Genomic DNA, 13,006 nt, shown 5'->3' on the forward strand with positions numbered 1-13,006 from the left:
AGGTGGGTCAAATGGACAACAAGGATCTGGCGGGATTCGTCCTCGACGACAAGCCGGTCTTCGATTGGAACCACGTTCCGATCGGAACCGTCGCCGACATCCGCAAGGATCCGAAGACGCGCTCGGCGCGGGAGATCATCGTCAACGTCTCCCCCGACGCGCGACGCCGTCTGGGCCTCCACGATGAGCTTCTGGAGATTCCCATCAGCTACGTCTTCGGGATCCGCCGCGACGCCGTGACCCTGGACCGCTCGGTCCAGGAGCTCCGGCGCTTCGAGGTCGTCTCGCCCAAGCCGTAAGCCCGATCGAGCGATCGGCCAACCGCCCCCGACGCCAGCCTCGGGGCTGTCACACGTCCCTCTCCGGCGCGCCCGCGGCCGCGTGCTCGGCCGCGGCGAACCCCGCCCACGCTGCGACCCCGAGCGGCGCGTGTCCCGCGCGCCGCGCCGCCTCGTCGCCGTACATCGCCGCGAACCGGGTCGCGAAATCGCGCGCCGCAAGCCGCGTCGCGATCACGCGTTGCGCGACCGCGGCGTCCGCGGGCGCAACCGCCGGGAACGTGCGTCCCGCGAAGCGCGCGACGCGACCCTCCTGGCGGATCGCCTCGCCGAGCGTTGTGGGGGCGCCGTGGCGCGCGAGGTGCGCCGCGCGGTACACGGCGGCGGCCGCGAGAGTCGCAACGCCCTCGGCGGTCGGGGTCTCGCTCGTCCACACGAGGGCGGTCGCGAAACCTCGTTTGACCATCGGCCCGCCTTCGAAGCGGTGCTCGGCATCCGTGAGGTGCCGATCCGTCCAACCGCCGCCGACGTCGTCCGCGAGGACGAGCGCGAACTTGAACGCGCGCGCGACGTGCGGGAGGCGCGCCGCCGCGCGACACGCGGCCTCGAGCGCGACGCGTTCCGCGTCGAACGCCTCGAGCGCGTCGAGCGCCTTGAGAACGTGATCCTTCGCCATGGGGTTCGCGTTCACGATGGGCACCACGACGTCGCGCGTCCCTTCCGTCATGCGTCGGAGGTATTCGCGGAAGCGCGCCATGTCGCGCGGCATCGAGTAGACTTCGCGAAGCGTCGCAAGGGTCGGCGCGAGCGTGACGTCCATCGGCGTCGCGAGGCCATCCTCGACGCATGAAGGTGCCGCGCCAGGCTACGAAACGGACGTCGGGGCCGCCCGGTGGCCAATTCGGCGCCACGTTCTTGCACGCGCGCGTCGCTCGTCGCGGGTATGCCGCTCTACATGGACGTCCACGAGAACGTGCGCGGGCTCACCCCTGAGAAGATTGCGGAAGCCCACAAGCGCGACCTCGAGAAGCAGGGCCAGTACGACGTGCACTATCACAAATACTGGTTCAACGAGAAGGAGGGCCGCGTCTTCTGCCTCGTGGAGGCCCCGAGCAAGGAGGCCGCGGAGCGGGTGCACCGCGAGGCGAACGGGATGGTCGCCGACCGCATCTACGAGATCAAGGAAGGGCTCTGAAAGGACCCCGAGGGCTGCCGCGGGCAGGCTCGGAGCCCACGCTTGAAGGATTCGCGGCGCACAAGCACCGCCCGCCGGACCAGGACTGCATGGCGGATGCCGCCAAGGTCGGGGCCCTGTGGTCGAGCGCCCGGTACCGGGAGGTCGGGTTCACGCACATCCCGGCGGCCGAGCACCTCCCGCGCGCCGCGCGCGTTGCGCCGGGGGATTGCGTCCTCGACGTGGCCTGCGGGACGGGCGTCGCCGCGATCGCGGCCCGTCGACGCGGGGCGCGCGTGACGGGACGCTACTTCCCGTACCGTCGCTTCCTTTGCTGGTACGTCCGGATCGCGCGCAGGAAGTCCACCTTGCGGAAGCCGGGCCAGTAGACGTCGGTGAAGTACAGCTCGCTGTACGCGAGCTGCCAGAGGAGGAAGTTGGAGATCCGCTCCTCGCCGGAGGTGCGCAGGATCAGGTCGGGGTCGGGCAGGTCGCCCGTGTAGAGGTACTTCGAGATGAGGGCCTCGTCGACGTCGTCGGGGCGCAGGCGTCCGGCCTCGGCGTCGGCGGCGATCGCCTTGACGGCGCGCAGGATCTCCTGCCGCCCGCCGTAGGCGATCGCGATGTTGTAGCGGTACGCATCGTAACCCGCGGTCTTCTCCTCGGCGTAGCGGATCGCGGCCTGCACGCGGGCCGGGAGCGTGTCGGTCTGGCCGATCGCGCGCACCTGGATCCGGTGCTTGTGCACGCGCGCGTCGTCCGCCATCTTGCGGAAGTTGGTCTCGAAGAGGTCCATGAGCTTCTCGACCTCCTCGGGGGCGCGCGCGAAGTTCTCGGTCGAGAAGGCGTACACCGTGAGGACCTTTACGTCGACCTCGAGACACCAGTCGAGGACCTTTTCGAGCGTGTCCCGCCCGATCTCGTGCCCGAGGAGGGGGTCCAGGCCCGCGACCTTCGCGAAGCGGCGGTTCCCGTCCATGATGATCGCGACGTGGCGGGGGACGGGATCCTGCCGGATCTCCTTGAGGAGGGTCGCCTCGGCGGCCTTGGCGACGGCGCCGCCGAGGGCGTCCGAGAAGGGGGCGTGGCCCATGGACCGTCGACGAGAGCGGGCCCGCTTCCTTAACCTTTCGTGCGACCGGCGGCGAGGAGAGGCTCCCCGCCCTCGAACCGGAGGCGCTCGTCGACGTCCGGGACGACGACCCGCGCGCGGTCCTGGACGAGGCGCGCGAAGGCCTGCGCGTCCTGCCGGATCTCGGGCATCGTGTTGTAGTGCATCGGGATCGCGGTCTCCACGCCGAGCCAGTCGACGGCGATCGAGGCGTGCTCCGGGCCCATCGTGTAGAGGTCGCCGATCGGCACGGCCGCGACATCGGGCCGGAGCACGTCGCGGATGACGTGCCGCATGTCGCCGAAAAGACCCGTGTCGCCTGCGTGGTAGAACCTCGTCTCGCCGTCGTCCACGACGAACCCGACGGGCGCCCCGCCGTACGCCCACGGGGGATCGCCGACCTCGTAGGCGCTCGTGTGCGCGGCGAACGTCATCCAGATCCGCGCGCCGTCGAGGCCCGTGAAGCTCCCGCCCACGTTCATGCCCGTGACGTCCGCGACGCCCGCGCGGTGAAGGAGCTTCGCGAGCTCGAAGGTCGCGACCGTCGGCCGGTCGACCTCGACCGTCGCGCCGACGTGATCGGCGTGGCCGTGCGTCACGAGCACGAGGTCGGCGTCGAGGTCGCGCGCCCGCGCGCGCGTGAGGCCGTTCTGGTCGTACGGATCGATGAGGATCACGTGGCCCTGCGCCGTGCGCAGCTCGAAGAAGCTGTGGCCGCGCCAGATGATGTCCATGCCCTTCGAGAAGGGCTCAGGCGCCTTGGTGTTGCCGCCCGGCGAAGGCCAATGTTTAAGCGACGTTCGGCGGATGCGCCGCTCCGCGCCTCGCGGCTGTAGTATAGTTTGGCTAGAACTGGGGCTTCCCAAGCCTCCGACTCGGGTTCAAATCCCGACAGCCGCACTTCTTCGCGCGCCCGACGCGCGGACGTTTTCCCGAGCAGCGGGAGCAAGGCCCCGCGATCAACGCTCGAAGCATCCGCCCGGTCCGGCCGGCGTTCGTCCGCAGGTGCGGTCGGCCGGCGTGGGCATTGTCGAAACTCTTAAGGCGCCCGAGCGAACACTTCGCCCCGGGTTCATCGACTTGGCCGCGACAAAGGAATCGTTGGGACGCGACAAGCCGGAATTCTTCCGCGTGACCTGCGCCCAGTGCAGCACGGACTACGAAGCCCCGGGCTCCTGCCCCGAATGCGGGATGATTTTCCACTACTGACGCGCGCGCGATCGCCGCGGTCGATGTGGACCGCTTCGCCTCGGGACGCCCGGTCCGTGCTCGCTAAAGACACTGCGGCAGCGGCGCGACCTGGAGGCCGCCGTTCGCGGTGTCGTAGATGATCCGGCCGCCTTCGGACTCGTAGACGCGGACGCGCTCGCTCTGGATGTTGTACACGACGAAGTTCCCGACCTTGATCATGCAGAACGCCTCGCGCGCGAGATTCTGCTCCACGGTCGTCGGAAGCACCTTCGGCGTGAGGACGATGACGCCGCCGTCCGAAGTCGCCCGCTTCTCGGTAACGGTCGCCTCGAAGCCGTAGTCGGAGGTCCAGGCGTAGCCGCCGCCCAGGACGAGGATGAGCACGACGCCGCCGAGCACGGAGAGGGCGGTCTTGAGGGCCATGCGATGCGGAGGGGCTCCCCGGTCTTGCCCTTTTCGGCGACGTCGTCGGGAAGCTTCATGCCGGGAACCGCACGTGGCCCACCATGCACCCGAGCGACGTCATCCGCGGGGCCGCCTCGGACCTTCTCGCGGGGAAGCGCGTCATCCTCGGCGTCTCGGGCTCGATCAGCGCCGTGCGCGCGGTCGAGGTCGCGCGGGAGATCATCCGCCACGGCGCGGACGTCATTCCCGTGATGACGCCCTCCGCGGAGCGCATCATCCACCCGGACGCGCTCGAATTCGCGACGGGCCACAGGACGATCACACGCCTCACGGGCGCAGTCGAGCACGTGGACCTCAAGGGCGACCTCATGGTGGTCGCCCCCGCGACGGGCAACACCGTCGCGAAGATCGCGCTCGGCATCGACGACACGCCGGTCACCACGTTCGCGACGACGCACCTCGGCGTCGCGCCCGTCCTGATCGCGCCCGCGATGCACGGCACGATGTACGAGAACCCGTTCCTCGTCGGCCACCTCGAGCGCCTGAGGGCCGCGGGCGTCGAGGTCCTCGACCCCGTCTTCGAGGAGCGCAAGGCCAAGCTCGCGGACCCGGTCGCGATCGCGGAGCACGCGGTGCGCCTCGCCGGGCCGCGCACGCTCAAGGGCCGCCGCGTCCTCGTCGTCGCGGGAAGCACCGAGGAGCCGCTTGACGCGATGCGCGTGGTCTCGAACCGCGGCACGGGAGCCTTCGGCGCGGCCCTCGCGCGCGAGGCCTTCCGCCTCGGCGCCGAGGTCGAACTGTGGTGGGGTCGCGCGAGCGTCGAGCCGCCCGCGTGGATCCCGACGAAACGCTTCGCGACCGTCGCCGACCTCCTCACGCTCGCCCCCGAGGCGCGCCGCTTCGACGCGGTCGTCATGCCGGCCGCCGTCTCGGACTGGGCCCCGGCCGCGCCGCAGCGCGGCAAGATCCCGACTTCCGAGGGCGAAACCGTCGTGCGCCTCGCGCCGACGCCCAAGGTCGCGAAGGCCATCCGCGCGGCGTTCGACGGCGCGCTCGTGACGTTCAAGGCCGAAAGCGGCCTTGCGCCCGACGCCCTCGCGGCGAGGGCGCGCGAGGCCCTCGCCGCGAACGGCGCCGCGTTTGTCGTCGCGAACGACGTCGCGAACGCGGGGCGCGCCGAGGCGTCGGTGCTCGTCGTCGACGCGAAGGGGGTCGCGCCGCTTGCGGGCCCGAAGGACCGCGTCGCGCGCGGCATCCTCGACCGCCTCGCGAAGGTCCTCGGGGGCGCCGCGTGACGCCGCGCCGCGCCGCCGCGTTCTCGCCCGGCCACGTCACGGGATTCTTCGAGATCCGCGACGAGGCCTCGGAGTGGGACCGGAAGGGCTCGCGCGGCGCGGGCTTCGCGACGAAACTCGGCGCGCTCTCGTTCGTCGAGGTCGAGCCCGCGCGGAGGTTCTCGCTCGACATCTCGCTCGACAAGTCGCGCTCCGAGGCGCCCGTCACGCGGCACGCCGTGCGCGAGGTCCTCAAGGCCGCGATCGCGGACGGGAAGGTCCCGTACGACCGCGACGCGCCCGCGGGCGAGCGCGCGAAGGTCGCGATGCGCGTCTTCACGGAGACGCAGCTCCCCGTGTCGCAGGGGTTCGGCATGAGCGCGGCGGGCGCGCTCTCGGCCGCGATGGCCGCGGCGAAGGCGCTGGGCGTCGGCCGCACCGAAGCCGTGCGCGCCGCGCATGCCGCGGAGATCGCGAACCGGTCCGGGCTCGGCGACGTCGCGGGCGCGATCCACGGCGGTTGGGAGATCCGACGCGCCCCTGGACTCCCGCCCTACGGCGCGGTCCAGTCGTTCATGGGCTACGGCGAGCTCGTGCTCTGCGTCGTCGACGAACCCCTCGAGACGAAGAGCGTCCTCGCGGATCCCGCGAAGCGTCGCGCGATCAACGCGGCGGGCGCTCGCGCCGTGGACGCCCTGCTCGCGGAGCCGACCGTGGAGCGCTTCTTCGACCTCAGCCACGCGTTCGCGATCGAAACCGGCCTTCTGAAGGGCCGCCTGCTCGACGCGGTCGAGACGGCGCGCCAGCACGGGCACGCGTCCATGAGCATGCTCGGCGGAAGCCTCTTCGCGGTCGGCCGCCGCGACGCCCTCCTCGCGGCGCTGAAACCGTTCGGCGAGACGTTCGTCACCGAGGTCGACCCCGAACCCGCGCGGATCCTCCCGATCGAGACGTGATCAGCCGATCTCGACGAGCACGCCCGACGCGTCTTCGGTCCGCTCGACGCGGTGCCCGAACGCCGCGACGAGGTCGAGCGCCGTCGAAGCGTGGAGCGAGAGCCGCCTGGCCCGATAGGCGCCGCCTCCCGCGACGGCCATGAGGACGGGAAGCTGGTCCGCGAGATGCTCGTCCACGGGCGCACCCGTCGCGTCCTCCGCAAGGAGCGTCGCGACCGCTTCCCGCCCGACCTCCTCGGCCGGGTAGCCGCGGCGGCCGAGCGCGCTCGCGCCGAGGACGGCGCCGCTCGCGTAGCGCGCGACGAGGTCGAAGCCCATGCCGATGCCCGGGCCGCGGTGGTGGTCCTCCTCGAACGTCGCCGCGAGGCCCGCCGACGCGAGCGCGTCGCGGGCCGCGTCCGTCGCGCGCGAGAGGACGTGCCGCGGGAGGCCGTGGGCGTGCGCGACGCCTTCGATCCCCGCAAGCCGTCCGCGGTCGAGAAGGCGGACGCGGTCGAGCGGCGTCGGCTCGACGGTCGCGGTCACGACGCCGCGGCCGACGGGCACGTAACCCCGGCGCTCGAGCGAGAACGCGACCCGCGCGCCGAGGCGGTCGAGCGCGGGCTCGAGGACCCGCGACACGTAGGTCCACGAAGGCGCCTTCGGCACGTCGGTGCCCCCTTCGACCCGGAGGACGTGCCGCTCCCGCGAAGCGAGCGCGACCGGGAGCACCGCCTGGAGGACGAGCGCGACGCTCCCCGCGGTCCCGACCCTGAAGCTCCGCTCGCTTGCGAGCGCGAGGCCGGGCCGGAGCGTCACCTCCGTCGAGCCGGGGTGGACGCCCCCGATCTCCCCGTCGCAGAGCTCCGCGACGGCGAGCGCCGCGGCGACGTGCTGCGGCTTGAGCCCGGGCGGGTCGCGTCGGCCGCGCACATTCACGACGCGCACCGGCACGCGCGCAACGGCCGAAAGCGCAAGGGCGACGCGGAGCACCTGCCCCCCGCCTTCCCCCTGCGATCCGTCCACAACGCGCACGCGGGGCGCGAGCGCATGAAACCCCTTAAGGCCCGCCCCCCGCTTCCCGGCGCGTGACCCTCGCGGACCGGCTCAGGGCGCGGATCGCGCGCGAGGGTCCGCTCCGCTTCGACGCGTACATGGAGGCCGCGCTCTTCGACCCCGAGGACGGATACTATGCGCGCGGCCCCGCGATCGGTCGCGCGGGCGACTTCGCGACGGCCACGAACGAGCCCGCCTTCGCGCGGTGCCTCGCGCGCTTCGCGCGCGACGTGCGCGCCCGCCTCGGCGACCCGCCGGGGTTCCGCGTGATCGACGCGGGCGGCGGCACCGGGGCGCTGGCCTCGGCGCTCGCGGCGGAGGGCTTCGCGGTGGGCGTCGTCGAGCGCGCTCCGGGCCTCGCGGCGGCCCAGCGCGCGCGCGGCCTCGACACGCGGCCCGCGATCGGCGACTTCGCGCCGATCACGGGGGTCGTCGTCGCGAACGAACTCCTCGACGCGTTCCCCGCGCGCCGCGTCGAGGCGACGGCGGAAGGGTTCGTCGAACTGGGCGTCGGCCTCGACGCCGCGGGCCGCTTCGTCGAGGTGCCGCTCGGGCCCGCCGACGCGGCCCTCGCCGCGCTCGTCGGCGATTTGCCTTCGGGCTGTCGCGCGGAGGCCTCGCCCGCAGCCCTCGCGTGGATCGCCGACCTTTCGAGCGCGCTCACGCGCGGCGTCGCGATCGTCCTCGATTACGGCGGCGCCGCGCACGAGATCCGCGGCGAGCACCTGCCGCGCGGGACGCTCCGCGCGTATCGGCAGCACGCGATCGTGGACCCGCTCGCCGACCCCGGCTCGGCGGACCTCACGGCCGACGTGGACTTCGACGCGGTGGCCGAAGCCGGCCGGCGCGCGGGCTTCGCGGTCGCGGGGCCCGTCAACCAGGGGTCGTTCCTCCTGGGGAACGGCCTCGTGGACGAGATGGAGGCGGCCCGCGTCTCGGGCGACCTCGAAGGCCTCTTCGCGATGCGGACCCTCGCCCTTCCCGGGGGCATGGGCGAACGCTTCAAGGTCGCAGGCCTTGCGCGGGGAATGAGGGCGGAGGGCCTCTCCGGGTTCGAGCGCCCTCGTCCGGGCCCACAACGGTCATGAGGAGGGCCCCCGAGACCCCGGGCGATGGACAGGGGCGGCCTCGCGTACGCTGCGGCCTTCGTCGTCGCGCTTATTGCGGCGGCGGTCGCCTACGACGCGATCTCCGCATGGGCCGTCCACCAGGCGGAGGACGTGGACGCGGAAGCCGCGGCCGCGCGTCGCGCCTACACGTTCCTTTCGGGCGCGAGGGGCGGCGACGCGCCGCGCGTCATCGTGATCGGCGCGAGCGACGCGCGCGAGGGCGTCGACGCGTACATCGTCGACCGCCTTCTCAGGGAGCGAGGCCTTCCGCACGAGACGTTCAACCTCGCGGTGGGCGGCGACACGCCGCTTCGCCGCATCCCGGAGCTTCCGCTCCTCGTCGAGGCGCGGCCCGCCCTCGTCGTCTACACCGTCGGCCCCTTCACGTTCCGCGACACGCCGCCTGACGGCCTCGTGAACCGGTTCATGCCCGTCGCGCACCTTGCGGCCGCGCCGGCCCCGGGCAGCGAGGCGGCGATGCTTCTGGGCCCTGCGCACATCGAGGCCCTCGATCCCCCGCCCTTCGCGCGACTCTCGCCCGAGCGGCTTTCGATGGAGCGGCAAGCCATCCGGGACGCGCTTCGCGACGCGGTGGCCTCCGCGCTCGGCCTCGAGGACGAGAACGAGCGCCGGTCCCGCGACCGAAGTTTGCGCGTCTCGAGCGTGAAGGATCCCTGGACGACCTCGGCCGAGTCGCTCTCTGGGCCCGCGCTCGAAGCCGCCCTCGCGTCGTTTCCTCGCGGATGGGAGACCGTCGGCGACCGCGAGAACGAAAACACGCGCGCCTTCGAGCTCGTCCTGCGGACCCTCGCCGAAGCGGGGATCCCGACCCTCGTCGTCGAGAGCCCCCTCAACCCGGCCTTCGATGACCTCGTCCCCGCCGATTCGCTCGCGGCCTTCCGCGCGCGCGCCGCCGAGGCGAGCCTGCGCCACGGAGTCCCCTTCGTCGGGGCCCAGGGAATCGCGGCGCCCGACGACTTCGCGGACCACGTGCACGCGAACCGGGCGGGCCGCGAGAAGCTCAGCGCCCGCCTTGCCGACCTCGTCGCGGGCCTCCTGGAGGCGCGCGCGTGACCGCCTTCGGGGACCTTCCGTACTATGCGCTCCTCGCGGCGACCATCCTCCTTGTCGCGGTCCTCCGCTCGAACCGTCTCCGCGTCATCGGCCTTCTCGCGTCGAGCTGGATCTTCTTCGCGGTCACCGGCGGCGGCGCATTCATCCTTCTCCTCGCGACGACCATCGTCGACTGGCGCCTCGGCCTCGCGATCGCCCGCGAAGGCGATGCCCGCAAGCGCCGCGCGCTCCTCGTCGCGGGACTCGTCGCGAGCCTCGGGACGCTCGTCCTCGTGAAATACGCCGGGTTCTTCGTTCGGTCCCTCGCGATCGCGACCGGCCTCCCGCCGGAGGGCGTCGCGTTGCCGTTCGACGGCCTCCTCCCCACGCTCGCGATCTCCTTCTACACCTTCGAAAGCGTGAGCTACCTCGTCGACGTGTACCGCCGGGAACTCGAGCCGTCCACGTCGTTCGTCGAGTACGCGACGTTCATCGCCTTCTTCCCGCACCTCGTCGCGGGGCCGATCGTGCGGCCGAAGCAGTTCCTCCACCAGATCCACGAGCGCATCGCGTTCCGATCCTCGAACCTCGCGCCGGGCCTCTCGCTCATCGCGCTCGGCCTCGTCGAAAAGCTCGTCGTCGCGGACGGGCTCGCGCCGTTCGTCGACGCGGTCTTCCTCAAGCCCGGCGCGTGGGAGCTTTCGAGCGCGTGGGTGTTTCTCGGCGTCCTCGCCTTCGGCGTGCAGATCTATTGCGACTTCGCGGGCTACACGCACATCGCGCTCGGGAGCGCGAAGCTCCTCAACCTCGACCTTCCCGAGAATTTCGACTTCCCCTATCTCGCGACGAGTCCGCGCGCGTTCTGGCGGCGTTGGCACATCACGCTCTCGACGTGGTTGCGCGACTACCTCTACAAGCCGCTCGGAGGCAGTCGCAACGGCTCCGGTCGAACCGTGTTCGCGCTCATGGCGACGATGGCGCTCGGGGGCCTCTGGCACGGCGCGAGCTGGACGTTCGTGCTCTGGGGCGTCCTCCACGGCGCGCTCCTCGTGGCCGACCGCTTCGGAAGTCCCGCGCTTCGCGCGAGGACCTCCTTCGTTCCGCGCGGCCTCGCCCTCGCCGCGGGATGGTTCGCGACGCAGTACGCAGTCTTCCTCGGTTGGCTCCTCTTCCGCGCCGCGAGCCTGGAGGACGCGCTCTACATGGCCCGCAAGTATCTCTTCCTCGACGGATTCGCCTGGAGCCTCGACGGGGCGCCGGCAGGCGCCGACCTCGCGACGGCGGCGCCGCTCATTGTCGGATTCGTCGTCGTCGGGCTCGCGAGCGCGGGCCTCGGCGGCCTCGCCGCGCGTCTCGGGGCGGTCAGGCCGGCGCCGTGGGCGGCGGCCATGGGCGCCCTGCTCCTCGCGGTGTTCGCGCTCGCGCCGAGCGACACCGTGCCGTTCATCTACTTCCAGTTCTGACCCGCGCCGCGCGCTCGAGCGCGGCGCCCGCGTCCTCGATGCGGTGGGCCGCCGTATCGAGCGCGCGCTCCAGATGCAGGGTCTCCTCCCTGGGGGCGTGCCGGAACGCGTGCCACGTGGCGTGCAGCGTGTTCCACGCCTCTTCGAGCCGCCGCGCGGCCTCCTCCTCTTCGCGGGACGGGGCGCGACCGGGCGGCTTCATCCCGGCGGGCTCTGTCGCGTCGTCGATAGGAGCTTTTCGGTCACCGCTTCTCGAGCGGGGCGTAGTGCTGATCGACCGGTCCGACGTATTCGGCGTCGGGACGGATGAGGCGGTTGTCGCCGAGCTGCTCCATCACGTGGGCCGTCCACCCGGCGACGCGCGCGAGCGCGAAGATGGGGGTGAACAGGTCCGTGGGGATGCCCATGCTGTGGTAGGTCGAGGCGGAGTAGAAGTCGACGTTCGCGTCGAGGCCCTTCTCCTCCTTCATGACCTTCTGGATCGCGGTGGACATCTCGTACCAGCGCAGGTTCCCGGAGCGTCGCCCGAGGCGCTCGCTCATGTCCTTGAGGTGGACCGCGCGCGGGTCGAGGGTTTTGTAGATGCGGTGACCGAAGCCGGGGATCTTCGCGTGCTCCGTGAGCTTCGTGCGCACGTAGTCGCGCGCCCGGTCCGCGGACCCGATGTCCTCGAGCATGTGCATCACGGCCTCGTTCGCGCCTCCGTGGAGGGGGCCCTTGAGCGTCCCGACCGCGCTCGTGATCGCCGAATGCATGTCGGAGAGCGTGGAGGCCGTGACGCGGGCGCTGAACGTCGAGGCGTTAAACCCATGGTCGACGTGGAGGACGAGGCAGACGTCGAAGTCGCGCGCGATCTCCGGGTCGGGCTCCTTGCCCTGGAGCATGTAGAGGAAGTTCGCCGCGTGGCTGAGGTCGGCGCGGGGCGGGATGGGATCGTGCCCCGTGCGGAGCTGGTGGTACGCCGCGATGATGGTCGCGTACTTCGCCGTGAGCCGGATCGCCTTGCGCAGGTTCGCCTGCGGCTCGTTGCGGTCCCGGTCGCCGTCATAGGACGCGAGGGCGCTCGTCGCGGTTCGCAGCGCCTCCATGGGCGAGGCCCGGCCGGCGATGTTCTTGAGGAACGGGAGGAAGTCCGTGGGGATCGCGCGCTCCGCCGCGAGGCGCGCGCGGAGGTCGGAGAGCTCGTCGCGCTTCGGGAGCCGGCCGTGCCAGAGAAGGTGCGCCGTCTCCTCGAACGTCGCGTGCGCCGCGAGATCGTGGATGTCGTAGCCGCGGTAGGAGAGCCGCCCGGCCTGGCCGTCGATGGCGCTCAGCGAGGTCTTGCCGACGACGATGCCCTCGAGTCCGCCTTTTCCGGGAGGCATGGGGTCACATCCGCCACGAATGGCTTGCCGGCGGGATGGTCCGGGGCGACTTAAAGCCTGGGGCTTCCCGGCGCGGCATCCGGCCCCAAGGCTGAAGGGGCGGCACCGCCTCCGCGGGTCGGAGGCTCGCGACGTGGACAACCTGCGGCTCGCCCTGGCGCTCGCGCTGATCGCGGCGCCCGTCGCCCTCGCGGAGGCCCCGGCCCCCGTCCGCGCGGAGGCGCGCGGATGGGACCCGCTCGCGCCCGCCGATCTCTCCTCGGTCGCCTGCGGGGGGACGGCTCCGGCGGTGAAGGCCTGCGTCGCGACGTTCACGCTGACCTCGGCCGGCGTGGTCGTCACCGTGTCGGGATGCTTCACCGGCGACCTCACGGTGACGCTCAGGAACACGAACCTCAGCCAGTGGCCGCGCGGCACGAAGACGGTGACGCTCGGACTCGCGTGCGGTCAGGTCCTGGGATCGACCCCGTCGGGCGACGTCTTCCCGGGCCCCGTCGAGGCGCGCGCCGAGACGCGGACGCTCTTCAACCTCGCGGGGCAGGACAAGGGGCTCGGACCCTGGTCCGTGACCTACGACTATTGAATCGCGAGAA

General features: G+C 72.0%; 16 protein-coding genes and 1 tRNA gene. 10 read left to right on the top strand and 7 right to left on the bottom strand.

Features of this window, described 5'->3' with window-relative positions; all coding sequences use genetic code 11:
• Positions 1 to 11 precede the first annotated feature (11 nt).
• The gene (locus VM889_13495; protein HVL49565.1) at positions 12 to 299 is read left to right on the top strand and encodes a hypothetical protein; all 288 of its coding nucleotides are present in this window, start codon (positions 12 to 14) and stop codon (positions 297 to 299) included.
• 49 nt (positions 300 to 348) lie between these two features.
• Here the strand turns inward: VM889_13495 and VM889_13500 are convergent, their stop codons facing one another.
• The gene (locus VM889_13500) at positions 349 to 1,098 is read right to left on the bottom strand and encodes a hypothetical protein (GenBank protein ID HVL49566.1); all 750 of its coding nucleotides are present in this window, start codon (positions 1,096 to 1,098) and stop codon (positions 349 to 351) included.
• A 123-nt stretch (positions 1,099 to 1,221) separates the two neighbouring features.
• On the opposite strand from VM889_13500, the gene VM889_13505 reads away from it, so the two are divergent.
• Together VM889_13505 and VM889_13510 are read left to right on the top strand one after the other, a co-directional pair.
• On the top strand, positions 1,222 to 1,473 hold the full coding sequence (locus VM889_13505) for a DUF4242 domain-containing protein (protein ID HVL49567.1): 252 nt from the start codon (positions 1,222 to 1,224) through the stop codon (positions 1,471 to 1,473).
• Positions 1,474 to 1,562: 89 nt separating this feature from the next.
• Positions 1,563 to 1,841, top strand: a complete 279-nt coding sequence (locus VM889_13510) for a hypothetical protein (GenBank protein HVL49568.1) — start codon at positions 1,563 to 1,565, stop codon at positions 1,839 to 1,841.
• Here VM889_13510 and uppS read toward each other — a convergent pair.
• Positions 1,760 to 2,545 (bottom strand): polyprenyl diphosphate synthase, encoded by a 786-nt coding sequence (uppS, locus tag VM889_13515; GenBank protein HVL49569.1) that lies wholly within the window; start codon positions 2,543 to 2,545, stop codon positions 1,760 to 1,762. The two genes, VM889_13510 and uppS, sit on opposite strands and share 82 nt — an antisense overlap.
• A 29-nt stretch (positions 2,546 to 2,574) precedes the next feature.
• The gene (locus tag VM889_13520) at positions 2,575 to 3,297 is read right to left on the bottom strand and encodes a metal-dependent hydrolase (GenBank protein ID HVL49570.1); all 723 of its coding nucleotides are present in this window, start codon (positions 3,295 to 3,297) and stop codon (positions 2,575 to 2,577) included.
• A gap of 92 nt (positions 3,298 to 3,389) precedes the next feature.
• Here VM889_13520 and VM889_13525 point away from each other — a divergent pair.
• Positions 3,390 to 3,463, top strand: a tRNA-Gly gene (locus VM889_13525).
• A 372-nt stretch (positions 3,464 to 3,835) separates the two neighbouring features.
• Here VM889_13525 and VM889_13530 read toward each other — a convergent pair.
• Positions 3,836 to 4,177 (bottom strand): hypothetical protein, encoded by a 342-nt coding sequence (locus VM889_13530; GenBank protein HVL49571.1) that lies wholly within the window; start codon positions 4,175 to 4,177, stop codon positions 3,836 to 3,838.
• Positions 4,178 to 4,260: 83 nt separating this feature from the next.
• Between VM889_13530 and coaBC the strand changes: the two genes are divergently transcribed.
• Together coaBC and VM889_13540 are read left to right on the top strand one after the other, a co-directional pair.
• A complete protein-coding gene (coaBC, locus tag VM889_13535) occupies positions 4,261 to 5,454 on the top strand; it encodes a bifunctional phosphopantothenoylcysteine decarboxylase/phosphopantothenate--cysteine ligase CoaBC (protein ID HVL49572.1) in 1,194 nt (397 codons plus the stop codon).
• Positions 5,451 to 6,389 (top strand): hypothetical protein, encoded by a 939-nt coding sequence (locus tag VM889_13540; GenBank protein ID HVL49573.1) that lies wholly within the window; start codon positions 5,451 to 5,453, stop codon positions 6,387 to 6,389. The genes coaBC and VM889_13540 overlap by 4 nt, the downstream gene beginning before the upstream one ends.
• Here VM889_13540 and rtcA read toward each other — a convergent pair whose 3' ends face one another.
• Entirely contained in the window at positions 6,390 to 7,403 is a 1,014-nt protein-coding gene (gene rtcA, locus VM889_13545; GenBank protein ID HVL49574.1) for an RNA 3'-terminal phosphate cyclase, read from the bottom strand.
• A 53-nt stretch (positions 7,404 to 7,456) separates the two neighbouring features.
• Here rtcA and VM889_13550 point away from each other — a divergent pair, with 53 nt between their 5' ends.
• The 3 genes from VM889_13550 to VM889_13560 are packed head-to-tail and all read left to right on the top strand — an operon-like array spanning position 7,457 to position 11,049.
• Positions 7,457 to 8,512: an SAM-dependent methyltransferase gene (locus VM889_13550; GenBank protein ID HVL49575.1), complete on the top strand. Its 1,056-nt coding sequence runs from the start codon at positions 7,457 to 7,459 to the stop codon at positions 8,510 to 8,512.
• 24 nt (positions 8,513 to 8,536) lie between these two features.
• Positions 8,537 to 9,607, top strand: coding sequence for a hypothetical protein (locus VM889_13555; protein ID HVL49576.1), 1,071 nt, complete (start codon positions 8,537 to 8,539; stop codon positions 9,605 to 9,607).
• Positions 9,604 to 11,049 carry an MBOAT family O-acyltransferase gene (locus VM889_13560; protein HVL49577.1) on the top strand — a complete coding sequence of 482 codons (1,446 nt, stop codon included), beginning with the start codon at positions 9,604 to 9,606 and terminating at the stop codon, positions 11,047 to 11,049. The genes VM889_13555 and VM889_13560 overlap by 4 nt, the downstream gene beginning before the upstream one ends.
• Here VM889_13560 and VM889_13565 read toward each other — a convergent pair.
• Both VM889_13565 and VM889_13570 read right to left on the bottom strand, forming a co-directional pair.
• Entirely contained in the window at positions 11,030 to 11,251 is a 222-nt protein-coding gene (locus tag VM889_13565) for a hypothetical protein (GenBank protein ID HVL49578.1), read from the bottom strand. The genes VM889_13560 and VM889_13565 overlap by 20 nt on opposite strands.
• 40 nt (positions 11,252 to 11,291) lie before the next feature.
• A complete protein-coding gene (locus VM889_13570; protein ID HVL49579.1) occupies positions 11,292 to 12,413 on the bottom strand; it encodes a citrate synthase in 1,122 nt (373 codons plus the stop codon).
• Positions 12,414 to 12,546: 133 nt separating this feature from the next.
• Here VM889_13570 and VM889_13575 point away from each other — a divergent pair, with 133 nt between their 5' ends.
• Positions 12,547 to 12,996, top strand: a complete 450-nt coding sequence (locus tag VM889_13575) for a hypothetical protein (protein ID HVL49580.1) — start codon at positions 12,547 to 12,549, stop codon at positions 12,994 to 12,996.
• Positions 12,997 to 13,006 lie beyond the last annotated feature (10 nt).

Source organism: Candidatus Thermoplasmatota archaeon (genome assembly GCA_035540375.1).
Lineage (GTDB): Archaea > Thermoplasmatota > SW-10-69-26 > JACQPN01 > JAJPHT01 > DATLGO01.